This window comes from Hyphomicrobium sp., from assembly GCF_036262015.1.
GTDB lineage: Bacteria > Pseudomonadota > Alphaproteobacteria > Rhizobiales > Hyphomicrobiaceae > Hyphomicrobium_C.
This window is the reverse complement of the sequence record NZ_DATAJR010000008.1, coordinates 864,526-890,954: the sequence shown is the minus strand read 5'-3', so window position 1 is coordinate 890,954 and position 26,429 is coordinate 864,526. Positions and strand designations below refer to the sequence as shown.

Annotated in this window: 26 protein-coding genes; 17 read left to right on the top strand and 9 right to left on the bottom strand. The window is 58.0% G+C overall.

Annotated features, from left to right (window positions below):
• The first annotated feature begins 105 nt into the window (after window positions 1-105).
• From VHO05_RS12700 to VHO05_RS12655, 10 genes are all read left to right on the top strand, one after another.
• Window positions 106-555: a hypothetical protein gene (locus VHO05_RS12700; RefSeq protein ID WP_291165617.1), complete on the top strand. Its 450-nt coding sequence runs from the start codon at window positions 106-108 to the stop codon at window positions 553-555.
• A 478-nt stretch (window positions 556-1,033) separates the two neighbouring features.
• Window positions 1,034-1,339 carry an HNH endonuclease gene (locus VHO05_RS12695; protein ID WP_329646945.1) on the top strand — a complete coding sequence of 102 codons (306 nt, stop codon included), beginning with the start codon at window positions 1,034-1,036 and terminating at the stop codon, window positions 1,337-1,339.
• A 135-nt stretch (window positions 1,340-1,474) separates the two neighbouring features.
• On the top strand, window positions 1,475-1,993 hold the full coding sequence (locus tag VHO05_RS12690; RefSeq protein ID WP_329646944.1) for a helix-turn-helix transcriptional regulator: 519 nt from the start codon (window positions 1,475-1,477) through the stop codon (window positions 1,991-1,993).
• A 98-nt stretch (window positions 1,994-2,091) separates the two neighbouring features.
• On the top strand, window positions 2,092-2,355 hold the full coding sequence (locus tag VHO05_RS12685) for a hypothetical protein (RefSeq protein WP_329646943.1): 264 nt from the start codon (window positions 2,092-2,094) through the stop codon (window positions 2,353-2,355).
• A 17-nt stretch (window positions 2,356-2,372) separates the two neighbouring features.
• Complete coding sequence (locus tag VHO05_RS12680) at window positions 2,373-3,674, top strand: hypothetical protein (RefSeq protein WP_329646942.1); 1,302 nt, start codon at window positions 2,373-2,375, stop codon at window positions 3,672-3,674.
• A 12-nt stretch (window positions 3,675-3,686) separates the two neighbouring features.
• Window positions 3,687-4,097: a hypothetical protein gene (locus VHO05_RS12675; RefSeq protein ID WP_329646941.1), complete on the top strand. Its 411-nt coding sequence runs from the start codon at window positions 3,687-3,689 to the stop codon at window positions 4,095-4,097.
• A 103-nt stretch (window positions 4,098-4,200) separates the two neighbouring features.
• Complete coding sequence (locus tag VHO05_RS12670; protein ID WP_329646940.1) at window positions 4,201-4,347, top strand: hypothetical protein; 147 nt, start codon at window positions 4,201-4,203, stop codon at window positions 4,345-4,347.
• On the top strand, window positions 4,344-4,580 hold the full coding sequence (locus VHO05_RS12665; RefSeq protein WP_329646939.1) for a hypothetical protein: 237 nt from the start codon (window positions 4,344-4,346) through the stop codon (window positions 4,578-4,580). Before VHO05_RS12670 ends, VHO05_RS12665 begins: the two co-directional genes overlap by 4 nt.
• Window positions 4,581-4,653: 73 nt before the next feature.
• Window positions 4,654-4,971 carry a helix-turn-helix domain-containing protein gene (locus VHO05_RS12660; protein WP_329647523.1) on the top strand — a complete coding sequence of 106 codons (318 nt, stop codon included), beginning with the start codon at window positions 4,654-4,656 and terminating at the stop codon, window positions 4,969-4,971.
• A complete protein-coding gene (locus VHO05_RS12655; protein ID WP_329646938.1) occupies window positions 4,968-6,206 on the top strand; it encodes a type II toxin-antitoxin system HipA family toxin in 1,239 nt (412 codons plus the stop codon). The genes VHO05_RS12660 and VHO05_RS12655 overlap by 4 nt, the downstream gene beginning before the upstream one ends.
• A 24-nt stretch (window positions 6,207-6,230) precedes the next feature.
• Here the strand turns inward: VHO05_RS12655 and VHO05_RS12650 are convergent, their stop codons facing one another.
• Window positions 6,231-6,848: a hypothetical protein gene (locus tag VHO05_RS12650; RefSeq protein WP_329646937.1), complete on the bottom strand. Its 618-nt coding sequence runs from the start codon at window positions 6,846-6,848 to the stop codon at window positions 6,231-6,233.
• A gap of 324 nt (window positions 6,849-7,172) precedes the next feature.
• On the opposite strand from VHO05_RS12650, the gene VHO05_RS12645 reads away from it, so the two are divergent.
• Entirely contained in the window at window positions 7,173-8,075 is a 903-nt protein-coding gene (locus VHO05_RS12645) for an ArdC family protein (RefSeq protein WP_329646936.1), read from the top strand.
• Window positions 8,065-8,364: a hypothetical protein gene (locus tag VHO05_RS12640; RefSeq protein ID WP_329646935.1), complete on the top strand. Its 300-nt coding sequence runs from the start codon at window positions 8,065-8,067 to the stop codon at window positions 8,362-8,364. The genes VHO05_RS12645 and VHO05_RS12640 overlap by 11 nt, the downstream gene beginning before the upstream one ends.
• Window positions 8,365-8,471: 107 nt before the next feature.
• Here VHO05_RS12640 and VHO05_RS12635 read toward each other — a convergent pair whose 3' ends face one another.
• Window positions 8,472-8,690, bottom strand: a complete 219-nt coding sequence (locus VHO05_RS12635; RefSeq protein WP_329646934.1) for a hypothetical protein — start codon at window positions 8,688-8,690, stop codon at window positions 8,472-8,474.
• 209 nt (window positions 8,691-8,899) lie between these two features.
• Between VHO05_RS12635 and VHO05_RS12630 the strand changes: the two genes are divergently transcribed.
• Complete coding sequence (locus tag VHO05_RS12630; RefSeq protein ID WP_329646933.1) at window positions 8,900-10,156, top strand: type IV secretory system conjugative DNA transfer family protein; 1,257 nt, start codon at window positions 8,900-8,902, stop codon at window positions 10,154-10,156.
• A gap of 48 nt (window positions 10,157-10,204) precedes the next feature.
• On the opposite strand, the gene VHO05_RS12625 is transcribed toward VHO05_RS12630, so the two are convergent.
• Window positions 10,205-10,561, bottom strand: coding sequence for an H-NS histone family protein (locus VHO05_RS12625; RefSeq protein WP_329646932.1), 357 nt, complete (start codon window positions 10,559-10,561; stop codon window positions 10,205-10,207).
• 343 nt (window positions 10,562-10,904) lie between these two features.
• Between VHO05_RS12625 and VHO05_RS12620 the strand changes: the two genes are divergently transcribed.
• Both VHO05_RS12620 and VHO05_RS12615 read left to right on the top strand, forming a co-directional pair.
• A complete protein-coding gene (locus VHO05_RS12620; RefSeq protein WP_329646931.1) occupies window positions 10,905-11,666 on the top strand; it encodes a hypothetical protein in 762 nt (253 codons plus the stop codon).
• A 65-nt stretch (window positions 11,667-11,731) separates the two neighbouring features.
• Window positions 11,732-12,658 carry a hypothetical protein gene (locus VHO05_RS12615; RefSeq protein ID WP_329646930.1) on the top strand — a complete coding sequence of 309 codons (927 nt, stop codon included), beginning with the start codon at window positions 11,732-11,734 and terminating at the stop codon, window positions 12,656-12,658.
• 14 nt (window positions 12,659-12,672) lie between these two features.
• On the opposite strand, the gene copM is transcribed toward VHO05_RS12615, so the two are convergent.
• Together copM and dnaB are read right to left on the bottom strand one after the other, a co-directional pair.
• Entirely contained in the window at window positions 12,673-14,025 is a 1,353-nt protein-coding gene (gene copM, locus VHO05_RS12610; RefSeq protein WP_329646929.1) for a CopM family metallochaperone, read from the bottom strand.
• Window positions 14,026-14,164: 139 nt separating this feature from the next.
• The gene (dnaB, locus tag VHO05_RS12605) at window positions 14,165-15,631 is read right to left on the bottom strand and encodes a replicative DNA helicase (protein ID WP_329646928.1); all 1,467 of its coding nucleotides are present in this window, start codon (window positions 15,629-15,631) and stop codon (window positions 14,165-14,167) included.
• A gap of 147 nt (window positions 15,632-15,778) precedes the next feature.
• On the opposite strand from dnaB, the gene VHO05_RS12600 reads away from it, so the two are divergent.
• Complete coding sequence (locus VHO05_RS12600; RefSeq protein WP_329646927.1) at window positions 15,779-15,985, top strand: hypothetical protein; 207 nt, start codon at window positions 15,779-15,781, stop codon at window positions 15,983-15,985.
• A gap of 49 nt (window positions 15,986-16,034) precedes the next feature.
• Complete coding sequence (locus tag VHO05_RS12595) at window positions 16,035-16,571, top strand: hypothetical protein (RefSeq protein WP_329646926.1); 537 nt, start codon at window positions 16,035-16,037, stop codon at window positions 16,569-16,571.
• A 382-nt stretch (window positions 16,572-16,953) separates the two neighbouring features.
• Here VHO05_RS12595 and VHO05_RS12590 read toward each other — a convergent pair whose 3' ends face one another.
• From VHO05_RS12590 to VHO05_RS12575, 4 genes are read right to left on the bottom strand one after another with little or no spacing between them, the layout of a single operon-like run.
• Window positions 16,954-17,634: a hypothetical protein gene (locus VHO05_RS12590; RefSeq protein WP_329646925.1), complete on the bottom strand. Its 681-nt coding sequence runs from the start codon at window positions 17,632-17,634 to the stop codon at window positions 16,954-16,956.
• Window positions 17,631-18,299, bottom strand: coding sequence for a hypothetical protein (locus tag VHO05_RS12585; RefSeq protein WP_329646924.1), 669 nt, complete (start codon window positions 18,297-18,299; stop codon window positions 17,631-17,633). Before VHO05_RS12585 ends, VHO05_RS12590 begins: the two co-directional genes overlap by 4 nt.
• 2 nt (window positions 18,300-18,301) lie before the next feature.
• A complete protein-coding gene (locus VHO05_RS12580) occupies window positions 18,302-18,964 on the bottom strand; it encodes a hypothetical protein (RefSeq protein ID WP_329646923.1) in 663 nt (220 codons plus the stop codon).
• A gap of 14 nt (window positions 18,965-18,978) precedes the next feature.
• Window positions 18,979-26,406 carry a tail fiber domain-containing protein gene (locus VHO05_RS12575; RefSeq protein ID WP_329646922.1) on the bottom strand — a complete coding sequence of 2,476 codons (7,428 nt, stop codon included), beginning with the start codon at window positions 26,404-26,406 and terminating at the stop codon, window positions 18,979-18,981.
• Window positions 26,407-26,429 lie beyond the last annotated feature (23 nt).

Here is a 26,429-nt window from a genome sequence, read left to right as displayed (position 1 = left end):
CCGAGCAAACGTGTCCATAGGCTTTCACAACGAAAGCCAAACGGACTGCCGTACAAATGGCCTTTGCTGGCCGATGGCCAAGACCCCGACGCCCTTGAGGCGCGCTTGGCATATCACCTGCACCGGCTGAACCTCACAGGTGAACCGTTGCGGGAAGCATTAAAGGGGAAAGCCTATCTGGCCACGGCCCTGTCGCAGGGACGCGCAACCATCAATCATGACTTCATCCTTGAACTCGCCGCTACCCTCAGCATCGCGGCCGATGAACTTAGCCGCGCGCCCACCGACGATGAAACCATGGAATGGGCCTTTTATCGAATCAGCGCCAACAACAGCAAGGCTGTGTGGTCTAAGGCAATTCAACTGGCTCAGAACAACAACCTATCCATAAGAGACCTCGCAACCCTTACCGGAATTGACCAGGCCCATGTCGTTCGAGCTGCCTCTGGCAAAAAAGCTCGTGTATTCACCCTCGATCACGCTCAGCGTCTCGCCGCCTCAATTCCAAGCGCTGATCCACACTCACTGCTTCCTGACGACAACGAACGCAGCTGATGCCCCAGATTTCCACGCCTGAACTTTGACGCAATGCCGTCAACATGGCCGCCGCAATCGGCGACGAAATAACAGCAACCGGTGCCCGTTCGCGCCGCACTTCACACCGCTAAGAACCCCACCCGCTGCGCCGGAACCCCACCGGCGCAAACGGGCAACCATGTCCTCTCTCATATCCGGGAAACGCGATGACGCCACAATTCAATCCAACCCGCATGAAACGTTTCTTCCGCGCCAATAAACGCGCGGAAACCCTGGAGGTAAATTATGTACCTGTTATAGCTACGCATTTTTATTATGCCCACAATACATCGCTGATAACCGCGCCCGGACTATGTCCTGCAAGCCCTCTCACAAGGAGGGCTTTTGCTTTTTCGGGTTCCGTTACCCAGCGGACTGCGTGAAGCCCCTTCCGCCGCCTTCCGGCACACCGCCGGAGGGAACGATCCCGCTTGCTCCGTTCAAAGTGCCCAGGCTCATGAAAATCGAAACCCTGATCACCCGCTTCAAAGGCCACTGCGTCTACTGCGGAAAGATGGTCGATCCCACCAAGCCCCAGCCGCATGCGGATGCCCCAAGCCGCGACCACTTCATCCCGATCTCGCGTGGGGGGTCACGCGGATCCAAGAACACGGTCCTCGCCTGCTACGCCTGCAACCAGGCGAAAGGCAACATGGACCCGCGCCTGATCCTGTTCACGTGGCTGTGGCTCAACCCGGCGAGCTTCCACGCGGCTGTGCAGAAGTTCGAGCCGGTCAACGGCATCAACTCCTCCATCCATTAGCCACTCTCAGCACACGGAACCGCGGGTATGTCGTCATTGCCAGGGGTTTTCAGGTCAAACCGGGGAAACCCGCTTGCTTCATCCGCAAGCGGTTCAAATGATGCCGGCAATCCATCCGGAATCAGCAACCCACCCATGTCGAAAAGCTTCAAGAAACCGGCAGAGGATAAGCCCGCCTATCCTCCCATGCCGCCCGTTGCGGTTCCAAAATCCCCCTTCCTTGCGCGGGTGTACGACCTCACCAGCCGCTGGGTGCAAGAGGAATGGATCGCCATCGACGCCATCAAGCGGGATACCTCCAGAAGCGGCAAGGCTTTGCAGTTGGCCATCGAGGAGACGCGCCTCACGCTCAACACGCTCTCCAAGCGCCTGGACAACATCAGCCAGGCCACGCTGCTGCGCGAGCTCAAAAAACTCAATGCGCCTCCCCCCGGTGAAATCATCCGCATCACGCGCCTGCACTTCGCGCGCCACCTCCTGATCCATACCCGTCTCCTGGTTCGCGACGTGGCATTGAGGGCCGGATACGACAACGAGCGCCACTTCTCCGAGCGGTTCATCCGCGAGTTCGGCTGTCGCCCTTCTGAATTCAGGAGGCAGCATGTGGAGCAGACGGCCATCAAAACGAAGCCCCCCCCGAAGCCAAAAACCTAACAGGGGGTATTTCGTCAACAACAGCGGATTCCACGCCACGCCGTTTACCGATCACTCCCTTTCATCCAGCGTACCCATTTTCAGACCAGGGGGATTTCATGAGCTCACCACGCACCATTACCGTGCAGTCACCGGAAGCGTTCCGGAAGACCATCACCGCCTATGCCGCACAAGGGTTCCAGACGCTGCGCGACGAAGGGAACCAGATCACCCTTTCCAAGCGCACCACCTTCAATTGGGTCCTCGCCATCATCTGCCTCTTCATCCCCGTCATCGGATGGGTTGCCCTCGTCTTCATGATCATGGCCGCCGGGCGCGGATCAGAGGTGGTTGAGATCGTTCTCGAAGCCAAACCCGCCTGACTTGGAGGGCCAATCCGATGAATATCCGCATTGCGGCAATATCCGCTTCATGTCTTGTCTTCGCCATCAACGCCTCGCCGGCGTTGGCGAAAAAATCGAACCTCACCCAACTCCACTACCAGTATTTCGCAGCCATCCATCAGGGAAACATCACAAAGGCCCGCGAACTGGCTTCGCTTGGGAACATCGATCCCGACAATGTCGGCGGCTCTCCCCTTGTCGCCAACCTCTTCAATAGCGGAGGCAAGCTACCTGCTTCCGTCGCCTATCTCAGCGATGAGGCATTTGACTACGTCTTCAAGGAACTCAAGCAACCCTTCAATGCAAAGATGGAGCCAGGCGGAGATCAAACCGTCTTCTCCGCCATGTGCCTGGCATTCTCCCGTTCCAACATGTTTCAGCCCGTCAATTTCGATGATGTCTACAGCACCATCAAGCGCATCAAATTCGCGTTCTCACAGGGTGCAGACCCTCATCCACTCAGCGGCATCCCCGACCATATGCGTAAGAACCAGCCCTTTCCGGCCTGTGTGCGTGAGTACCTACGATACCGGCATATCCCGCAAGTTGCGGGGGCCATCCTCTCCGTCCTCAATGACTATCTCGAAAAGGGGGTAGACCCCGATTACCAACAGCCCATCGCCCTTGCCGCCGAGAATCTGGATGCGGAGCTGTTCGGGTTGCTTGCCATCCACAAAGCCAACTTCGGCCGGGTCTTCCAAGTACGCGGGAACATCCCCCACGCCTGTAACAGGGGACGTGGATTGACTTCCATCACTTCAGAACTCCCCCAGCGCGATACACTTCTTGGATTGCTGCCCACGCCCAAAGACTCCGAAATGGGACCGGCACGCGACTTCCTCATCGCCTACATCGAAGCCGGTGGAAGCATCACAGAGAAGCAGAACAGGTTCGGCCTCAACGGTAATCGTTGCGAGCACACCACATCCACCTTGTTCGAGAAGGCAGTCTCCAATGGACAGGTCAACTACGCAAAGATGGTGCAGGAACTAGAAAAGCAGCGCGTCCTCCACAAAGCCCTTCCCTTCGCCGCCGCCAATCCACCGTCGCCACAAGCACCTTCTCCACCAGCACAACCGCTCTACGGCAGTCGCGTCACCACCGCCGAAATCAACGTGCGCGACCAGCCCGCCATCACGGGCAACCTCATGAGCACGCTCGGGCCCAACATCGCCTTCGACATTGAAGAAACCAGCCCCGACGGGGCGTGGAGCCGCATCAACGCCGAACCGATCGTACGGGGGTGGGCCAACAATGGTGTCATCCGCAAATCCAGCACGTCAAACATCGCGCAATAATTGGAGATGCTTATGCGTCACGTCCCACTTTTCATTGCCGCCCTGCTGCTGTCATCCACCGCGCAAGCGCAAAGCTACAGCTGCACCATCCTCCAGCACTGGAGGAATGCCGCCATGAATGGTCAATACGTCCCCGAAGACGCCGGGGTCAGCGACACCAACAATGTCATCACACTAAACTTACAGACCGGCTTCATCCAGTATGGAAATCTCAAACCTGAACAAGGGAAACCCGTCGTCAACACCGGCGGCAACACCGTTGGCTTGTTGGCTGGAAGCAACGTGGAACTCACCGTCTACACCATCTTCCCCAACATCACAGATCCTCGCGGTGCAGCGCTCGGAAGCATCATGCGGATCAACGACAACATGTACATGCCCAAGGGCACCATGATGTCGCGCCTGTCCTGCAAGCCCCTGTAAGGAAACACCTCCATGAAACTCTCGCCCGCACTCATCCTCGGCGTCGCCGTCGGGGTCGCCACCTTCACCTTCATCAAGCGGTCAAGCGGTCAAGCGGTCAAGCATGATGGGCATTGAATGCTTCCACACCACCAAGCAATTCCTACCCAATACCCCCTGTCTCAACCCGGTCATCTACTACGGCCTCCTCGGCGTTGCCGCCCTGCTGACAATCGTCGGAATCATCGGCATGGCGAAGGGCAATTCATGACCTTCCGGCCCCTCGCCTGCCCGGCATGCGGTGCATCCTGGGTGGGCAAGGAAATTCCACCCGAACTTCGCCACCACTACGGGGGATCAACGCACTTCCGGCGATCAATCGGCATCTACGACATCCATCTCGACATGCGCGTTGCGATTACCTGCCCAGACTGCAACGCGATGTTCGACCGTTGGACGGGAAATCGCATCCAATCCGTAACGTATTCCAAACGCATGAACTGATGACTTGGTGACAAGGCTTGAAAATCTGCCTATTCATCACTATACTGACAAATAGACAAGGAAAGCACTCACAATCGCTATCCCACTAACCTTTAATACCCCGGGCAAGATCGTATCCACCCTTGCCCATCAGGCGCGCAGCCTCCGTCTTGAGGCGAACTTCACCCAAAAGGGTTTGGCACGGCATGCCGGCGTTTCTTACGCCTCGTTGCGTACGTTTGAACGCAGCGGCCAAATTTCCCTCCTTTCGTTCGTGAAGATCGTCCAAACGCTTGGACGGGAAAAAGACCTCCTCGCCGTCCTCTCCACCCGCCCCCTACCTTACCAATCCATCGACGATGTGGTTCGGGTGGAAACCACGCCCGCACGCCAACGGGGGCGCCGGTCATGAGCAACATCACGCGCCTGGACGTCTTTCTGCGCTTTAAAGATGAAAGCATCCCCGTGGGTACCCTCGCCACGAACGGGAAAGCGATATTCTTCGAGTATCTCACAGCCTTCATCGAACGTCAGTTGCACCTCTCCCCGTTCATGCTGCCGCTTCGGGATGGCCTCCAACACACGAACGATGACCTCTTTCATTCGTTGCCCGGCGTCTTCAACGACAGTCTCCCAGACGGTTGGGGCCGTCTCCTGCTGCACCAATCGCTGAAGCAGCGCGGCATAGACCCCGCTTCGCTCGGTCCGCTTGATGAACTAGGCATGGTGGGAAGCACGGGGATGGGAGCCCTCACCTATCAACCGTCATTGAAAACGGAACAGCAACCGTCAGCCCTTGACCTCGATCGCTACGCGTCCGCAAGCCAAAATATCCTCAACGGGTCCACCGACCACATGCTGCAACAGCTGCGCGCCGCCGCGGGATCATCGGGAGGCGCCCGTCCAAAGGTATTGGTGTCCGTGAGCGCCGACAGAACGCATCTCACCACCGCGCCGCCCGCCGATGGCGAAGAAGAATGGCTCATCAAGTTTCCGGGATCGACTGACAGCGCCGACGCCGGCGCCATCGAATACGTCTACTTCCTGATGGCTCGGGAGGCAGGCATCACAATGAGTGATTGCCACCTGTTCCCGTCACACACCGGGCCCGGATATTTCGGAACGAAGCGCTTCGACCGCGTCGGGGGAAAGCGGTTGCATGCCCACTCCCTGTCCGGGCTCGTCCACGATGATTTCCGCCATCCCAGCTTCGATTATGAGAATGTGCTGGCCCTCACCCACAAACTCACCCTCAACCCCACCGACGTGAAAGCCATGTACCGGCTTGCCGTCTTCAACGTGCTTTCACACAACCGCGACGACCACAGTAAGAACTTCTCGTTCCTCATGGACGAAACCGGGCGATGGGCGGCGTCACCCGCCTACGACCTCACGTTCTCATCCGGGCCCAACGGCTTCCAAAGCATGTCGGTCATGAATGAGGCGCGTCATCCCGCACAGGAACATCTCATCGCCCTCGGCCGTTCCGTTGGATTCCCCCAATCCGAAATCGTAAATGTCATCGAGCAGGTGGCGGATGCCTTGTCGCTGTGGCCTCGCTTTGCGAAAGAGCATGGCGTCACCTCATCGTCCGCGAAACTCGTACAGAACATCATCTCGAAGGCTATTGCCCTCAACGCCTATTGACGACGCGCTTCACGGCCACTGCCATCAACCAGCGAGGCCATTCCCCTCTATGCGCGCGTTTGTTTGCGAGATCACTTTTAGAAGCGCTTCCACAAACGGAGCGCTGCCTATGTTTCCGGGTACAATCTCTTGTCCACTTGGAACCTGCCGCGCCTTGTTAATGAGCTCTGCCAACGCCGGCAGATCCTGCATCTCCAAGAGAACATCAGCTTCCGTCATCAGCTGGCTTACTTTCGACAGAGCGCCAAACGGGCCTACGGAAAACCGTTCCGAAGCTCTGTGCCCGCGTATTGAGGCCGCAAACCCCACCGCAACACCCAGCATCGTTCCCGCAAAGACGTTACTTCCACCGTCTTCCTTCGCACGAATCCACGCAGCCGACCCTTCTTCCAGCGCATCCGCCATCTTCTCGAGACCGTAGACAACGGTTGCATCATCCATCGGATGGACAAGCTCAACTCGTTCACGCCAAGCGGCGCGGTCAAGCACGTTCATGCGTTGCTCAATACGCGCCTGCTGCCGCTTCAATATTCTGAGGTGTTCGTCGTTTCGCAGGCCCTGCTGCTTGGCCAACACCATCATCAGCACCTGGTGCAACCCGTTCGACATGGTCACGTAGTGGTTCGGATTGGACCAGCTCATTCCGGTGGTCGCATATCGCTCCGGATTGTCCCGCAGCAGGGCAGCATCAGTGTCTTTCAATCCGCAAATCTTTCCTTATGCGGATAATTGTATACGCCATTTGTCAGCAATTCACAACAAACTGGATTACCCGGAAAGGGGAGAGGGCAGTTCCCCCGCGATGCGCGGCTCGGGAGCGTGCGCCTAAGCCGGGACGCCCACCCCGCAAGGGCTTTGCCCTCGCGCTCGCGCGCGCCCAAGTGGGTGCGGGGGCCCGGCGATACACGGCTTCCTTCCGGCGCACGAGCCGCGCATCGGGCGCGGCTTCGGAAGGAAAGAAGCCCCATGCGAAACAAAAAGCCGCTGGATGTCTACCAGCACGTCACCGACCACATCGTCGCCGCCATCGAAGCAAACCCCGGCGAATACCGCATGCCGTGGCAGCGTTCAGGGTTCGGGGCGACCCTCCCCCGCAACGCCCACACCAAGGCCCTGTACCAAGGATTGAACACGGTATGGCTGTGGTGTGCCGCCGAGCAAAAGCAGTACGAACACGCCATCTGGGCCTCGTTCAAGCAATGGCAGCAGATGGGGTGCCAGGTGCGCGCAGGAGAAAAGGGCACCGTCATCGTCTTCTACAAACAGTACGAGGTGGACCCCAACCCCGACCATGAATCGGACGACGGCAAGCGCATGGCGCTGAAGTATTCCCACGTCTTCAACGCCGCCCAGGTTGATGGGTACGAAGTACCATCGCTACCTCAGACGCCACCGCTTGAGCGGCATGAACTCATGCGGAAGCTCGTGGCCGTGTCAGGCGTCAAAGTTCTCACCGGCGGCGATAGTGCCTACTACCACATGGGCAAGGATCTCATCCAAATGCCCGACGATCGCTGCTTCCAACAGACCGAAGCGGCAGAACGCACATTCCACTACGAATCCACACTTGCCCACGAACTCATCCACGCAACCGGCCACAAATCCCGTCTTGCTCGCGACATGACCGGCCGGTTCGGTAGCGAAAGCTACTGCATGGAGGAGCTTTGCGCCGAGACCGGTGCCGCCTTCATCTGTGCCCATCTCGGCATCTCCGCGGAGCCGCGCACCGACCATGCGCAGTACCTTCATCACTGGTTGCGCGTGATGAAAGCGGACAAGAAGGCCATCTTCACGGCCGCCGCGAAAGCATCCGAGGCCACCCGCTACCTCCTCAGTTTCCTCGTTAAGGAGGTGGCCCATGCCGCGTAGCAGCCGCACCACCTACGAAACCCTCATCTGGCGGGGCGTCACCTGCCGCGTCACCACCACCCGAGACTGCCGCATTGAGGGCTGGACCGTCATCACGTTGCGCGCGCCCGAGGATGTTCCGTTTCCGTTGGGCGTGCGCGGATATTGCCACCACGGCCTTGAGCAGAAGGAGCTCGATACGCTTGGTGGTGCGGTCAGTTATTTCAAAGCATGGGCCGACCGGGAGGCCGACAGCGCTGCCTATGCCATTGCCATCGCCAAATGGAAGCAAGGCAACCTTTTCGGGTAGCCCCCCTGAAATCAGTGAACACCGCTCCACCATGTTGTTACCAAGGAAAGCAACATGGATGACCACTCGTTTTGCCGATTCACACGGACGTAGGTTGGCTTGCCCATTTAGCGATCAACCACGCGGTCGGAACGTCCCCACTTCGCCTCTTCCAAGGCCTTCACCGCCGCTTCGCATTCCGGGTCATCACGCGTGAGGATTTCGGCAAACACCGCTTCCCGTTCCGCTTCATCGCGTTCTTCTTGATCCCGCTGCCAGCGTTCATACTCTTCCAACGACCACGGCGGTTTCAGTGCGGTTTCGCAGTCCCTGTCGGGCTTTCCCATGCATCGTCTTTCTTCCGATACACGCTACCCCGAACCAACCCACTCCGTCTCCGCATAACCCGCACTGCGCAATGCGCCCTGTCGCGTGACGGCAACATGCGGTGTTGCACACCATAGTTTTGTCCAAACCTGTCGATAGGGTTTAGTCAGTCCCGATTAAAATGCATGAGATACCCATGAAACCCCGTAAGCCGCGTCCAGATACCCCCTTGAACGGCCTCCTGCTCGGTTGGACAGAAGACAAAGACAGCAACACCCTCACCCCCATCTGGGATACCGGGCACGAAGGCCACCTCCTCACCATGGCGCCCACAGGAGGCGGCAAGGGCGTTTCATGCGCCATCCCCGCCCTGTTGACATGGCGTGGCCCCGCCATCGTCGTTGACCCAAAGGGAGAGAACTACGCGGTCACCGCCGAGCGCAGACGACAGATGGGCCACCTCGTCCATCGCCTCGACCCCTTCTCTATCGCAGGAGACGATATTGGGGATTCACTCAACCCCATGGACCTTATCGACCCGCACTCGGATTGCTTTGAAGACAATGCCGCAGTCGTCGCGAAGCTTTGCATGCAGGAACACGCTTCCCATAACGATCCCTTCTGGGACGAACGCGCCACCGCCATGATCGTCGCCGTCATCTGTGAGCTCTTCCGAGCACTGAAGCGTCAGCCAACCCTTAAAGACGTGCAGGAAGCCATCAGGGGGGCCCCGATCGCGGATGAATTCAGCCAAGCCGTAATGCACGCCCACGGCATGATCCCTGAAAAGCCACGCGGTATTTCAATGAGGCACGTCATCACGTCTTCTGAGTTCTCATCCGACAAGACGCGCGCCAGCATCATGGCCACGGCCCAAGCCCACATGGGGTTCCTTCGCTCACCTTCCGTACATGCCTCGCTCACCAGCAGCACCATTCCCCTCGACGACATTACCGCCGGGGCCATGCAAACCATCTATCTCATCATTCCGCCAGACAAGCTCATCTCGCACGGGAAGCTGTTGCGGTTGTGGATCGGGGTCATGCTGGCCGCGATCGCCAGACGAAAGCGCGCCCCGCAACAACCAACCCTTTTCCTCATCGACGAGACCGCGCAGCTCGGGCACATGAGCGATCTGAAAGCAGCCATCACCCTCATGCGCTCCTATGGAATGCGCGTCTGGACGTTTTGGCAGGATCTCTCCCAACTCAAAGCCGTCTACCCGAGAGACTGGGAAACCATCATCAACAACAGTGCCGTCCAGCAATACTTTGGTGCGAAATCTCCACCCGCCCGGCAAGCCCTCAGCGAGTACCTCGGAAAGTTCTACCCAAGCGAGGGGTTGCCCGAAGAAAGCCTCCTCCTGCTCAACGGGGAACACATCAAAACGGCGAAGCGGTCCAACTATCTGGTCGATCCGGTCTTCAACGGACTTGCGGCACCGCATCCGTTCCACCGGCCGCAGGACGAACTGGTCTTCCAATAGAAAAAGGGCGGACCCTGCGGATCCGCCCTTTCCCTTGATTTGGCTGCTCTACTTCTTGATCAGCAGCGTCTCGATCTTGCTCCCGCGCTTCTTCAGGTATTCCCGCATCCAGGTCGGTTGCACGCCGCGGCCGGCCCAGGTCTCGCCGGTTTCAGGGTGCCGGTACTTAGGTTCGACCTTCATACCCTTCATCGCGCCCCTTCTGTTTGCTGACCTTGCGATAATGGTTTTCGCACCACCGCGCAGAGAGGCGATTTCCTTTTCCAGCGCGGTGATACGCTGTTCCTTGGAGAGATCATGCGTCTTCTTAAAATCATCCAGAACGGATTGCTGAACCTCGAACGGTTGCCCCGCGAACCAGTCCGCCACATCCCGCTTGTTGATCACCTTTGCCGCCTTCGCCATCTCACCAACTCCGATACGCATTCATGGCAGTGATAGAGCAGGTATCCCCTGAACTCCATACCGATTGATGCTTAACGGTTATTATGCGGCTACCTGTCCCAACATATCCTTCGTTGCACTTCCCTTCTGCACGATACGCATCCGTTCAGCGGGGTATGGCCTTGCAAGCGAAAGAGCCTCCTCTTCATTTCCGTGCAACCACACGTCGAAATCCTCATCGGTCGGTGGAGATGGATTTGGGCTGGCACGGCGTCAAGAGGAGGGGTCCTACGGGGTGGGCGCCGCTTTAAGTACCCACACCCAATGCCGCTTTTAGCCAACCCCCTCTTGCCAAGCCATTTTATTGGCCCACACTCACGATGTGTCCGAAGACCGTGGCCCTTTACGCTTCATCGCCGATCTGATCGAGCTTCCTTCCGCGCGCGACACCCTCGATGAAATTGCCCGCGAACTCTCGGACATCTCCCAGATGGCCGCCAAGGCCCAAGACCTGTTCCGTTCCGCTGACTTGAACCAGCCGGACGCGCACGGCATCTACAGCAAGCTCCTAGAGCGCGCAGGGTTCAAAGATTACGCGTTCGCCACCCTCAAATCCGTGCTTGCCCAACCCGATTTGCCGGCGTTGCTCCAAAGCGAAGCGCTGGCCCTAAAAGTACGGGTCGTTACTGTTGACGACGAGCTCAACAAAACCCTCATCCATTGCTACTTCCGGCTCAGCAAAGGCAGGTCCAAGGTCGTTCCAATCGACGAGCGCCCACGCACCACCCTCAAGCAACTCAGCGAATCCCTGCAGCAGGCAAGCCTCGACCTCTCCGCGCTTTTGCATGATGCCCTCGCCGTGGAAAAGCTTGATCCCCTCCCCATCACCCGCGCCGACATCGAGAAAGCCCGCGCGGAACTTCGGCACAACCGCGCGGAAACGGCCATAGCCGCGGTCACGCTTCCCGAAGATCCACCCAGCGATCCGGACGACAGCGTGAGCTACGTCGCCGCCAAAGCCGCGCTCTACACCATCGGAGACATCACCGACGCCCTGGAAACCATCTACCGCGAAATGGAGCGGCGGCTTCTCCAGGGTGCCCCCTTGCCTCCAGCTGTTCACTAGCCTCCGCCACCTCACTTTCGGCCAAAACCCGGAAGATACTCACCATACATAACACAATACCTTTTTTGTCCGTGTATTTTGGGGGTTACCGTATGATTACCCAAGAGCGCTTTCACAACCTCTTCCGAGCGCACAATGCCATCGCCAACGTCCTTTGCGGACGAACGGCAGATGGCGAGGAAACCATCAAACAAGCCGTCTCATTCACCTCTGATTTTGCCACGCGCCAAGCTGCAGCCCGTCAGCTGCGGCTTATCCTCTGCCATTGCTTCCGCGTACTAGACGCCGAAGACGTTACACCCCTTACCATCAAGCTCCTGTGGTATTGCACGCGAACCGGGCGGAGCACGCCCTCCTCAATAGATACCCTGCCCATCATCACCATCATCCGGGCCATCAAGCACGCGCCTCATTTGGTGCGCGGCCGGTCAAGCCTTGTGGGTATTCTGAAGCACTACAATCGCCAAATTGCCCAAGAGCGTGCCACGAAGCTGTCCTCCCTCCGCCACCAGGTGCCGATGCGCACCTTGCTTTGGACTGACGGGGTCTACACGTTTGAAGAGGCCAACGATCCCCGCCATCTCGTCTACGATTCACTCACGCTAGGGCATTGCGTTGGAACCCTGCACTTGAGGGCAGCCCTCGCGCACCAAAACATTACATCCAGCCATCCAGACGCCATCAACTACCTGCATTACTGGATCAAGATCAAAAACGGGCGCTCGCGCATCATCACGCTCATCGAACGGAATACACCACGCATAACCGTGGAGTTTGATGTATCCACCTGCACGATCCTCGCCGCTCAAGGCGCCATAACTCCGATGGGCGAACTCCTGCCAGTACCCGCCTCAGCCAAAATTCCGTTCTTTGAAGCTGTGAAGGTCTTGCCGGTAAGGAAGGGTGGGGGGCGGCTGTTGCGCAGTCTGATATTCGAACCGGATCCGCCGAAACTGCAGCTGCAGCGCATCACAAGGTTCACCCCTCTCTGAAACCTCCGCCTCTCTTAAGGCTGCGGCAGGTTCCTCTGCTGCAGCCACGCCCTCATCGCCTCGATCTCCCTGCGCTGCGCAGCAATGATCTCACGGGCCAGTTCGTGGTTCTCATGGTCCTTCCCGAACCTCAGCACGATTTCAGCCATGTCGATCGCCCCCTGATGGTGAGGGATTATCCCCAAAACAAAAGCCGTATCAGGATCTGGGTTCGCCACACCTTCGATCATCGGACCGTGCATCTTGTCCATCGCCACCGCAAAGGCTGACGCCGCCGAACCTTCCGAGCTCGATGCACCAGCCATTCCATGCGGATGATCCACGTTGGGTGTATGCGTCAAACGCTCACCCGCAACGGCCGCGACCGTTCCTTGTGGGCCATAGATCGCCATATGCAGCCCCCAATAACTCCCGGCGAACACCAGCAACCCGGCCGCAAGTCCGACCGGCACCCCCGCAAGGGATCGTTTCAGCTTGGGCGCCAGGTGCTCGTCACGCGAATGGTCAGCCGCAATGGCGACGATAACGGCCATGATCAGCGCATGGCCGATAAGGTCGATACGCCCGAAGGGATAGACCGCCGCATTGAAGATGATGAACAAGGCAACGGCCGACAGACGCCGTACCAGCGGCGTCCACAACAACCCGAACCCCATGGTGAACTCGGCAACGCCCGCCATCGGAATAAAGACGTCGCGCGGCATCCCGAATGTCAAAAAGGGCTTCTCTTCCACCAGCGGATAAAACCAGTCCGGATAGGCAAACTTCTCAAGGCTCGACCACATCAATGCGATGGCCACGCCCCAGCGCAGCATTTGGAAGCGATGCTTTCGCCAATCGGGATCGGACGAGGCATCCAGAACAAGATAGCCAGCGACACCGACACCCAGCGCCAGATAATCCAGCAGGTGGAACACGTCGTAGTCACGCAGGGCCAACAACCACAAACCGATAATCCCGGCCGCTGCCAGCGGTTGCGTCTTCCGGGAAAATACCAACCCCGCAATCAACAGCTGTGTCCACGAGACCCACTCCGCCGGCGTCTTCAGGTCAGGCGTCAGATACACACCGCCCACCGCGAAAATGGAAACAAAGAACGCGCCAATAACAACCCGCACGAAATCATCCAGCCGACGCGATAGTGGCTCGGTCAAGCGGTCCATGCCCGCCAGGATAACCTCTCCCAGTTTCGACACCTCAACTAAACGCGTCGCCACAAAGAACACCAACACCAGCGAGATGCCGGTCCAGAACCAGACATCGACAAGCGTGGTCGCGATCGCTTGCGGAGGTGCCCCAACAATATACGGTGCAAACCACTTCACGTGCGCAAGGGCAGTTCCCGGAAATAACAGCAGCGCACTCACAAGCGCCGCCACTCCCGCGAGACGAGCGCAATTCAACTTGTTCCAAGAGATACTCATGCCAAAGCCTAGGCGTTGCCACCGCTCACTGTAAACGCATACGGACAACTATAGTCCGACACCCGTGGCATTCCTGTTGACCCTACCCCCCCGAAAAACTGCGGAACGTCGTCGTGCCGCCGTCGAACATCAGCTTCACCGTGTCGGTCGGTCCCTTTCGGTTCTTCGCAACAATCAGTTCAGTGATCCCGCACACCGCTTCAAGTTGCTGCTGCGCTTCCGCAATGGATTTCCTATCCGCATCGCTTGCCGCATCCCCACTGGCTGCGCGCGACAAATAATAGTCCCCGCGGTAGAGCATGAGCACTACATCGGCATCCTGCTCGATGCTGCCGCTTTCGCGGAGGTCCGACAGCAAGGGGCGCTTGTTGTCCCGGGATTCCACACTTCTGGACAGCTGGCTTGCCGCAATCACCGGAATATCCAGTTCACGGGCAATGAGCTTGAGGCCGCGGCTGATCTGCGTGATTTCCTGGACGCGGTTGAAGTCGCCCTTGATGGGGGAATGCATCAACTGCAGGTAATCGACGATGATGAGGCCGATGTTGTGCTTCCGCTTCATCTCGCGGGCGCGCGAGCGTAGCGCGCTGATGGAAAGGCCAGGCGTATCGTCGATGATCAGCGGAAGCTTGTAGAGGTTCTCGGCCGCACCCACGATGCGCGTCATATCCGCATCGTTGATTTGACCATTCCCCAGTTTGGTGGCGCAGATGTTCACCGCATTGGCAACTAGCCGTTGGGTCAGTTGCGTCGCGCTCATCTCGAGGCTGAACACGCCAACGGGTGCGCTGTTGTCCTCGTCCTGCAGGAAACGCGTCGCGGCCGTTTGCGCGATGTTGAGCAGTAGGCTGGTCTTCCCCATGCTGGGACGCGCGCCAACCACGATGAAATCGCTGTTCTGGAACCCGCCCAGAAGCTGATCCAGGTCAACGAAGCCGCTGGCAATCCCGGTGATGCCCGTTCCGCCCCGCTTCGCCGCATCCGCCATGCGGATGACCTCGATGAGATTTTGGCGCATGTCACGGGCGGTGGATTTGCCGCCAAGCTCCGTCAGTCGGAACACTTCGCCGGCGACAGCTTCCAGCATCGCTTCCACATCTTCAGGTCGGGACGTTGCACGGACCTGCGTATGGACGCTTTCGGCAAGGCCCATCAGTTGCCGTTGCCGGAAACTCGTGATGATCACTTCCGCCAGTGATTTCGCATCGCCTGCCAGCGTTGCGTTCTCGAACATGCCGGAGAGATGCGGGAACAGCCCCTTGTCCGCATCGAACTGCGTTCCCTGCAGCCGTTGGCTGATGGTGATGGGGTTCGCCTCCCCACCACGCCCGTTGATGACCTCCTCGATCGCCTCGAACACTGCCGCGTGCAATGGCACGTAAAAGTGTTCGGCCTTCAGCGTTCCTTCGAGCTCGTCATAGAAACGGTTGTTGACCATGATGGCGCCGAGCAGCGCCATTTCCGCTTGGGAACTGTGTGGGACCTTCTCGACAGGTGCAAGCGGGGCATTGCTCCCCTTCCCCAACACGCGCAACGCTTCCCCAGCCATTTGCGCATCATGCGGGGAACATTCCCAGCCGGCCACCCTTCAGATTCGTACAACAATCATTCAGGAGGCCGCATCGCCAGAATACTGCGTGTTCGATGGGCAGCCAGCCCCTTGCCGAATCCCCACATGCCCTCTACCCACTGTTCCATGGCTTCCTCACGTCTCCCCGTCGCCGGATTTCCGCACCTCGCGCTCTCCGCGCAAGATGACGACTTCCGCCAAAAGACACTCACCCGTTTGCGGGCTGAAGGATTCAAGGTTGACCACGGATTGCTGGTTCCGCCAGAGGGTGCCACCAGTCCGGCCGTCATCATGGCCATCACGCACGCATTCCACGAGGCACAGCGCAAATAGCGCAACTCTCCCTTGGCAACACAGCAGCTTCAGAGATTGAGTCTCCACCGTGAAAAGACTAACGACGCTCTGCCTCGCCATCGGCATTTCTATCGTCCACCCGACTGTCGCAACATCCAACGAAAAGCCCGCCTTTCAACTGGCGCGCGAATTTGTGGGCCACTGCCTGCAGACACTTGCAGACCCCAAGCGGGTCGAGGCAGCCGCACGGGCCTTGAACTGGAAGACGCTAGACCGCGACATGGCAGCTGTAGCAGCCCCACGGGACAAGACCGTGCCTTGGCAAAGTTGGTTCGTGGACACCGCTCCCCAACCCTTCATGATCGCCATCTCAAAGGCAAAGTTTCGCGGTCAACCCATGGCGACCTGCACGGTGGGCAGCACCCAGGCTTCGGTCTCGGATTTTCTTGGAGAACTGACGAAGGTCATAAAGTTGGGACAACCACTGGCCGACTATACAGAGGTCGGGCAACGGTCACGTGTTTGGCAGATCGATCTCTATGGCAAACCAGCCATGGTTATTGTCAACGACGCAGAACAAATGGACGTGACAGGTTTTACAATTGCAGCCATGGTCACCCCATAATCCAATTGCAAACACGCTTCACCATCCGGCCTCATCAAGGGAAGCTACGCAAACCGATCCGGGTGGTCAGGAGCCCCGCTCCTCCTCCGTTTACTGTATTACATCAGCGCACATACTCTCGGGCGATATTCTGGCTCCGGCGCGCCGTCGTGATGCCTGCACAAACCCCTATCTACTTCCGATATGGCCCCAAGGTTCGATTCAGAAGATCCGTACAATATGTCAACCGATCAATTAAGCGAAGCTCACCGGCGTAAAGGCAAGCTACACCGTGACCAAGACCGTGCTGAAGATCGGGGATGGGAAGTAACGCTACCACCCATTCTGGGTAAGGCACCAATTGGATGCCAAGAAGTGGGTATGGAGAGCACCTACTCTTTTCTCACTTGACCTTCATGATGAAAACCACCGTCATGGCGGCCACCATAATGCGTGCGTTGCCCAAACCGTTGCTGCTGGCGTTGTAGGTCGCTTGGAATGCGCCAGTTTCATTGGACTGGCTACGGCCGTAGCCGATACCGTAGTACGTGCCGCTGCTTTGACCGAAGGAATAATCCGCGTTGTTTCCCGTGTAGTAGGTCGAGGTGTTGAAATCACCAGAGGTCGTTCCTCCACGCAGATAATGGCCCCGGCCACCACCCCAGAGCTGACTGTTGAGATCGGGTAGTGCTTGCCCATTAAGGGGAGATGACGCATCGCTGACCGTTTGCCCATTGCATTCCAACCATCCTACCGGAAGGGTGCCAGGAACCCCTGTCATGCTTTTGTGCCATGGAATGATAATCCCGATGGGCATGGTGAGCAGTTCACCATTGCTGTAAATGGCAGTGCCGCTGACGGAGCCAATGACCTCTATTTTCGTGCTGGGGTTGGTCGTTCCGATTCCCACGTTGCCCGCCGTGGTGATGCGCATTCTCTCGGTGGTGGGAGAGGTTGCGCCGGTACGGAAAACCATGCCGGTGCTGGCAGAGGTATCCATCGTTTGCGCTAAAACATCATGCGTCGCCGTCACCACGAAGATGGTGATCAACGCAAGAGAAAGGGCACGGGTGCGCATCATCATTTGATCTTGATTATGTAAACCATGGTCATCGCTGCCACCTGGAAGCGGTTAGTTTGAAGGTTATTGTCAGTAGCGTTGTACGTGAGTGTGCTTCCCGCTTCGCCGTCGACCACACGACCATAGTTGACTCCATAGTAGGTGTTTGTGGATGATCCAAAATTATACTTGCTGCCATTTCCGCTGAAATAGCTTGAATCATTGAAGACACCCGATGTTGTCCCACCGCGCAGATAGTACCCCCTGCCCCCGGCATAGACCTGATTGTTGAGATCGGGTACCGCTTGGCCGTTCATGGGAGATGCCACATCGCTGATGGTTTGCCCATTGCACTCCAACCATTCGGGGGGGAGGTTGGGCACGCCTGTCATGCTTTTGTGCCATGGCAGAATGATACCAACCGGGATGATATGCAGTGATCCGTAGGAATACACGGTTGTGGCGCTGAGTGTGCCGGCGACTTCAAGCGTTTTCCCCGGTGCACTGGTACCGATACCGATGTTGCCCGCTTGAGTAATGCGCACCTTCTCTGTTGTGGGTGAGGTTAGCCCTGTCCCAAGCCGCATACCCGAAGCGTGTATGCTTTGCAGAACACGGTTCTGTTGTGCCAAGCCCTGCCCAGTGAAAAGGGCCGCGAGGAGGAGTGTAAGGGCGAAGATACTACGCATGGTCATTTAATCTTGATGATGAAAACCACCGTCATCGCCGCCACCTGAGCGCGAGCGTTTGTGAGGTCGTCGTTGCTGCCACTGTAGGTCGCGGGGTTGCCGACTTCACTGTATTGGGCGATCCCATATCCAATCCCGTAATAGCCGGAGCTTCCATAGCTAAACTGGTACAAACCCCCGTTGCCAGTGAGCTTGGTGGACGCGTTGGTTCCACCCGAGGTGTTTCCGCCGCGAATGTAGCGCCCCCTGCCCCCCGCATAGACCTGGCTATTAAGATCAGGCACGGCTTGGCCGTTCATGGGTGATGCGGCATCGCTGATGGTTTGGCCGTTGCACTCAAGCCAGCCATCCGGCAACGGAGCCACTCCCGTCATGCTTTTGTGCCAGGGAATAACCACACCGATCGGGAAGCCCTTGAGAACGCCGCCACTGTAGACCTGGCTCGCGCTAATGGTGCCGTTGACATCCAGCTTGGTGCTGGGGGTAACAATACCTCCCATTCCCACATTGCCGTTTTGGGCGACGTTGACGCGCAGCGTCGTTGGAGAGGCAGCGCCCGTGGCAAGGCCAAGACCGCGAGCATCGGTACTTTCAACGGTTTGCGCTACGACGGAAGCTGCCAACAAGGCGAAGGTAAGCATGAAGGGTAGAAACCGTCGCAGCATTCTCGTTTCTCTCCCTAGTTCAATATTTCGCCACGACGCTCTTCTAAGAGCTTGAGGCGTCGTTCTAGTTTTTCGTTGGTGTCTTTCAGACCTCGCAAAGCCCGTTCAAGTTTGTCGTTGGTGCTTTTCAGCTCCTGCATACCCTTCACGAGGTACGGAATAATTTGGCTGTAATCCACCGAGAGTGTCCCAGAGACATTAGCAGAAACAGCGGCAGGGATGACCGATGACACCTCTTGCGCGATAAGACCCGCAGCATGTTTGCCATCCTTCTTCCAGTCGAACGTTACGGGATTGAGCTTTTCAATTGTCGCCAAGCCCGACCGAAGCTGCACGATGTTGTCTTTCAAAGTTCTGTCGGAGCTCTGGAAAAAGCTTGTGGCCTGCACCACGCCATTCACGTCTAAGGAATAGGATGGCGTAGACGTTCCAATCCCAAGCCGCTTGGTCGCGTTGTTCCAAAACAGGTTGGCAGTGTCGCCGCCAAACGAAGAACCGTTGGCATTGAACTGAATGGCCCCGGTGCTGCTGGCCACGTTGGCGTTTCCAGCGGTGGTATTGCTCGCCACCCAGCTTGCGCCATTGAACGCGAGCACCTGACCGGTCGAGGCACCTGCGATGCTTACATCCGTAAGGCTAGCCAATGTCGTGAGGATGGTTTGACCGGGAGCGCTCTGGAATCCGCTATACACACAGTACGTGACGGCAACGTTCTTGGGGCGGGTTTCATCAGCCGTGCGCGGCGCCCCATTTGTGCCGTCGGTGTTCGGGTCGCCAATACCCACCCCCTTCATGTTCGTGCCGACTGCATAGTTGCCGTTACCGGTTCCGTTACCGATCCAGGCCAGGTTGCTGCCTTCCAGAATGGCATGCCGGTGGCCTTGGAAAGCATCCGTCTGCGTGTTCCCCGCCGCCCGAACGGAATCGTTCGTGCCGGTTGGGTCAATCCCGCGCAAGAAGCGCCCACGGGCAGGGGTGTATTCTGTCCACCCGCTAGGGCAACTTGCCGTCGCAAACGCCGCGATGGTGCCTGTGGGCACACCGATTCCGATGTTGCCCCAGTTGGAGCCATCGCACACCTGCATAGTGCCGGACGTGTATCGCATCGCACCGGTGAACCCGCTGTTGCACGCCAACACGGTGCTCGGGCTGTTCAGTTGAATGTAGGTGGCCGAGACGTTGGTGCTGCTCACACGGCTCGCCGTGATCGTCGGAAGGTAGCTCACTCCACTGGAGAGATAACCCCAATCCGTTCCGCTGGTAGAGAGATTTATATACCCGCTGCTTGTGTTGACTGCTACCGCGTGGGTGCCGCTGGTGATGCGATCGCCCAGAGCACCGCTACCCGTCGTGGTATTGCTCGCCACCCAGCTTGCGCCATTGAACGCAAGCACCTGACCGGTCGAGGCACCTGCAATGCTCACGTCGGTAAGGCTTGCCAATGTCGTGAGGATGGTTTGACCAGGCGCGCTCTGGAACCCCGCGTAGACACAGAAAGTGACCGCGACGTTGGACGGACGGGTTTCGTTGGCGGTACGCGCGCCGGGCGAGTTGGCACTGTCGAAGCTCAAACCGCCCGCTGCGCTGCTCCCTGGGCTGGCGCCTGCCGAACCTTGTGCAGCTGTTGCGAATGCGCCGGAGAAAGTGCTACCCGCCGTGCGGTTGAAGCCCACCGAACCGGTAATCTGCTGCATGGCATCGGCCTGTTGGTTGCCAGCAGCCCGCGTGCCGGCAGGGTCAATGCCCGCGCCATTGTCGATACCGCGAAGGAAGCGGCCGCGCGAAGCCGTATATTCGCTCCATCCGCTGGGGCAACTGCTGGCGGCAAACGCCGCGATGGTGCCCGTGGGGACACCGATGCCAATGTTGCCCCAGTTGCTGCCATCGCAGACCTGCATGGTGCCGGAGGTATATCGCATCGCGCCAGTGAACCCACTGTTGCACGCCAACACGGTGCTGGGGCTGTTCAGTTGAATGTAAGTGGCCGAGATGTTCGTGCTGCTCACCCGGTTTGCGCTGATGGCCGGGAGAAAACTGGCGCCACTACCCAGGTAGCCCCAATCGGTTCCGTTGGTGGACAGGCTGATGTAGCTCGTCGCACTGTTCGCCACCATGGCCAGTGTGCCGCTGGTAATACTGTCGCCTTCGGCGGTCGAATTGGTATTTGCGTTGCCGATGAAGTTGAAGGCTTGGCCATCGATATAGAGTTGGGAAATGTTCTTGTTGCAGCCTCCAGAAGCATGTGGGGTAAAGTTGTTATTCGTTTTGTAAGAGCCGTCCGGGTTGAAAACGTTGTAGTAGCCCTCTCCGTTATAGTAGTAAAAGTCAGTCCCGCTGGGTGACCAGTTCAAATACATGATGGACCAGTCACCATTTGAACGACGGCACCGCAAAGCATCCGGCCATCCGCTTGACATCGTGGTCGTGCTCATCACGCTGGACTCAGAAATGTTCACCCACTTGGATGTGACTGCGTCGTAGCGGAGATAATCGCGACCTGCCACATTTGTGATTTGTGTATCGGTGAGTTCCGAAAGGCTGGTTGCCGCCGTACCGCTCACCAGGCTCTTCCATCCTGAAGCGCCCGCGCACACCTGAACCGTGTTGCTGGCGGTGCTGTAGCGCAGCGCCCCGGCAATCCCCGTCGAGCATGTCAAACTACTTGTTCCTGGTTGGATTGCGTCACTCGCAGAAATCGTCCCAACCACATCAAGCTTCGCTAGGGGAGTTGTCGTACTGATACCAATATTAGCGTTCATCAACGACAGCACGCCATTGCTTGGGAAGCCCAAATATCCGTTCGATATGTTGGAACGGTAGAGACCGTAGGTGTTGTTTCCAACAATGTACGATCCTGCGCCCGTCCCCGTCCCGAACATGCCATAGCTGGAGCTTCGAACAATACCGGTCACGTCCAGGGTGTAACTCGGATCTGCGTTTCCGAGCCCCATTCGGTTGTTCGTGGCATCCCAGAAGAATTGTCCGGTATCCGCTGCGAGATTGCTACCGTCGTTGAATTGGATGTCACCTGCCCCACCCGCCGGATTGGCGGTTCCACCGCCACCGCCGACACCAGACTGAGGACCCAATAGAGCACCTTCAAAGTGGGTGTTGACCGCGCCGCCGCCGATCGTCGTTCCCGCTGAATACGCCCACCCTTCCAGATAATCCGTGGTTCCATTCATCTCGATGATCGTCGTGGCATATGCGTAGCTGTTTGCCGCCCTATTCGTGATCGAGAACGAGTTTGTGGCGCCGTTCTTGTAAATTCCAGCCATGCAGTCGCCTCCACCGGAGCAGTGAACCGTCAAGTAGACGAGATATTTCCCAGGAACCGTCGGGGTGAAGCGGCTCGTCCCCGTATCAAAATTGTTGTTCGTATCGAAAACTTCAGAGCTCCACGTGAGCTTGGTCCACGTACTCGCGGTCACTGTCTGGTTGGTGCCGTTCTTGTTGACCTTGAAACTCACCACCTGAGTATCGCTTGGTCCAAGGCTCGTCCAAGCGGTGCTGTTGCAATATTCGAGCGTGCTGCTCGTCGTCGAGTAGCGAATAGAACCTGAAATCGCACTCGAGCACACAAGCTCGCTTGTTCCGACCTGAATGGCGTCGGAGGCCGAAATCGTGCCATTCACATCAAGCTTCGCAATCGGGTTCGTATTGCTGATCCCGAGCCTGCCCCCACTCAGGCGCATGCCCTCCGCGTTGATATTGAGGAAGCGGAGTGTGCCCGTACCGCCAGAACCGTAGGTACCCTGCAGGTAGCCGCCTGAAGCATCGGCCCCCATGATCACACGGTTGTTCGCAGCCGTTGCGTCAAAAGCCGTTATCCTGCCTCCAGAGCCCGCCGCCGTAGCGATCGATCCGCTGACTTCGAGTTTCGTGCCTGGGCTGGATGTGCCAATCCCCACGTTGCCGTTGGTGCCGACGTAAAGGCTTGGAGTCGTGGTCTGCGCGCTCGTGGAAACGATGAAGCTCCCGCTCACCTGTAACGTCGCGGTGGGGGTAACGCCGGGTGCTCCAATACCGACACCTGCCGGCGCCACCACCAATTGGATGTTGTCAGGACCACCACCACCGGCAAAGACACGCCATTGATCAAAGGGGTAGTAGTATTGAAGGTACGCCTCTCCGCCGCTGTTACCCCAGATTTCAAGTCCAGCCACAGCGGGGGTAGCAGCACCGTTGGTAAGACGCACATAGCTTGTGCTGCTGACCTCCAAGGCACGGCCGGGGGTAGCCGTACCGATACCCACGTTACCAGACCGCGCCACAATCATCTGCTGGACGTTGTTGGTCGTGAAGGTCAGGCTGCTGTCTTGCCATGCGATGGCGCTGGTGGTTCCGCTGATGATGCGGTCATCTTGCCCTCCACCACCAGCACCAAGGGTCGTCCATGCGCTGCTGTTGCAATATTGCAGGATACCTGACGTGTAGCGAATGGCACCGCGTGTGGTTGCTCCACAAACAACGCCGCTGTTGGAAACCTGCACTTCGCCAACCACACTCAGGCTGACAGCAGGAAGAAGTGCAGCGCCAATCCCCACGTTACCGGCAGCCGACAACACCATCCGTTGGGCGCCTGCGCTAAAGAAACGGAGGTTTCCGGCGGAACCGCCCCCCGCAACCAACGAGTTTCCAAGCGAACTATCAAAGCTAATCGCGCTAGTAAGGTCGCCGGCACGGGAAAGATAAAGCGAAGAAGTCGCATCATCGGTCGCAATGTGCAGATGGCCTTGCGGGTTCAAGGTTCTAATCCCCACGCGCCCGCTTGCGCTTACATAAAGGCTCGGAGAAATCCCGGTGTCGGTCGAGGAAACAATAAAGCTACCACTAACCTGCAAAGTGGCGGCAGGCGTCACAACCCCACCAATCCCAACCTGTTTACCGGAGGTCAGGACCATACCGACATTGCTGTCGTTGATGTTACCGGCAGCGGCAAAGCGCAGAGAGCCACTGCCGTTTTGGCCGATACCCGCATATTGCGGGCTGGCAGGATAGTTGTTGGCAAACCACAGCACGTTGACGCCGCCGCTCGCACTGTTGGTCATGTAGGTGTGAGTGCCACCAGCGGTTCCGGAAATATGCAGGGCTGCTGAAGCATTGGGGTTGGTGATGTTAATGCCCAAGCCCCCATTCTCGCCCACAATCATCCGCTGCGTGCCAGCAGTTGTAAACGTCAGGCTCCGGTCTTGGTGCGTAAGGATGCTGCTGGTGCCGGAAACGATGCGGTCTTCCAACCCGCCGCCCGCCGCACTCAAGCTGGTCCAGCTTGTCCCGTTGCAGAACTGGAGTATTCCACCGTTGTAGCGAATAGCGCCTGGAATACTCGCCGAGCACGTAAGGGTGCTACTTCCCACTTGAATGGCGTTGGTCGAGGAAATGGTGCCGGAAACATTCAACGACGCGCGCGGCGCGGTGATACCAATCCCCACTCTACCGTTCGGGAACACAACATTGTCAATTCCGGTATGGGAACCGCCAACGTCCCGAGCAACCTGCAACCAATTGACACCGCTGCTGTTGTCGTCCGTGCGCGTAAATCCATAGAAAGTACCGGCCGAAATCGAGAAGGCCCAATTCTTTTCATCTACGGCTTGATCGGTTTCCTGGAACTGCAAGCGCGGTGCATCTGAAGACAAGGTAAGAAGCTCGGGAGGGGTACTTGTACCGAATCCAACCTTGCCATCCAGCCCAACAAAGAGACTAGGCGTAGTCGTCTGCGCGCTGGTGGAGACTATGAAGCTGCCGCTCACTTGCAACGTTGCAGCGGGTGCAAGGTTTTGGATACCCACATTGCCCGTGGCCCGACGAACCGTAAGCGGTGTTGAGATATAAGCGCCGGCATCGTCGTAAGCATTGATGCCGAAGTTTGAGCCTGATTCCGATCCGCTTTCTGCGGACTGGTCAGCGAAGAGGGACCAACGCAGGCTTCCATTGGTGCGGTAGTGCAGCATCCCGAACGCTCCAGCGCGTCTGTCGATCGCGAGCACGGGAAGCGTGGCTGAAATGTTCAGTGTCGCACTGGGGGCATTCGTACCGATGCCCAAGCGATTGTTCGAACTATCCCAATAGAAGCCATCGGTGTCGTAGGTGAGACCCGAGGCGCCGTTCCAGAAGGCCACCGCCGTTGCACTGCCAGTACCGGCGAGCGTTCCCACACCCGCCGTGCCGGACACAAGGCTCTTCCATCCGAAGCCGGTGCAGACCTGCAAAGTGTCACTCGTCGTGTTGAAGCGGATCGAGCCGGAGATGCCGGTGGCGCACGCAAGAGTGCTCTGCCCCACTTGAATTGCATCGCTCGACGAAATCGTCCCGTTCACGTCAAGTTTTGCTATGGGGCTGGTATTGCTGATCCCCAAAGCCCCGGTCGCCAAATCGGCCGTCCAATAGTTGAAACGGACTGCGATCGCGTCGCTCAATGAACGCATGTAGACTTTGTTCAGGACGTTAACAGTTTGGAGAAGGCGTTGATCAGCGGCGTTTCCGCGCGTCCTCATAATAATGTCGGATTGGGTCGCCCCATCACCATCAACGACCAAACCCCAAGCGTTGTTCGGGCGCATGACGTGCAGCATCGTAGGAAAAGCACCGAGGCTAGGGCTTGATGTTCCAACACCCACCGCGCCATTGCTCGCCACAAACAAACTTGGTGAATTCGTCCCCTGGGAACTGGTGCTCACGACGAACGTCCCGCTCACCTGCAGCGCCGCATTTGGTGCCGCCGTGCCGATCCCCACATTGCCATCATCGGTGATGACCATGCGGTAGGTGTTGAGCGTGCTCCCTGCCTTGTTGCTTAACTGATAGAACGTGAGGGCATTCTGCAGAGAAGGGATGGAGGCATATGCGCCGTTGAGGTTCGAAAGCGCCCAACGGCTTGCGCCGTTCTCTGCAAAATGGAACGCTGCGTTGCTGGAACCCGTCGCAGCATGATCGAGCATCACGATCGGGAACGTATCACTCACGTGAATGGGCCAAGCAGGCGGCACAAGACCCGTGCCGATGCCTAGCTTCCCGCTAAAGTAACCATCCGTTCCGCTAATGGGTCCGGTTGTGCTGATACCGAGCGAGACCAGACCGCGCGTCGGGTCAAACCATCCCGTGTTATTTCCGCCCTGCGTAATGGAGATGTAGCGCGTGTCGGAAACCGCAATCATCTGCGTGAACGGGCCGGTACCGCTTACGATGCGGTCTCCGCTTGCATTGCTAATCCCTGTCAGCAGGGAACCGTCGCCGATGAACTTACTGGCTGAAAGGTTGCCTGTAACGCTGACGTGGCCCGCTGTTGAAACACTCGGGGCGTAGCTGGGGCATCCGATGTCAGAGACACGAAGTCCTTCGCCAACGCAAAGGCGGCCGGCGTTGTTGCCCATCGTGTCGGAGATAACGGCGATGTTGCCCCAATCTTGGGTGTTGCCCCACGCAGCGGCCAACGCCATGAGCGCAGTAAGTGCAGCACGCG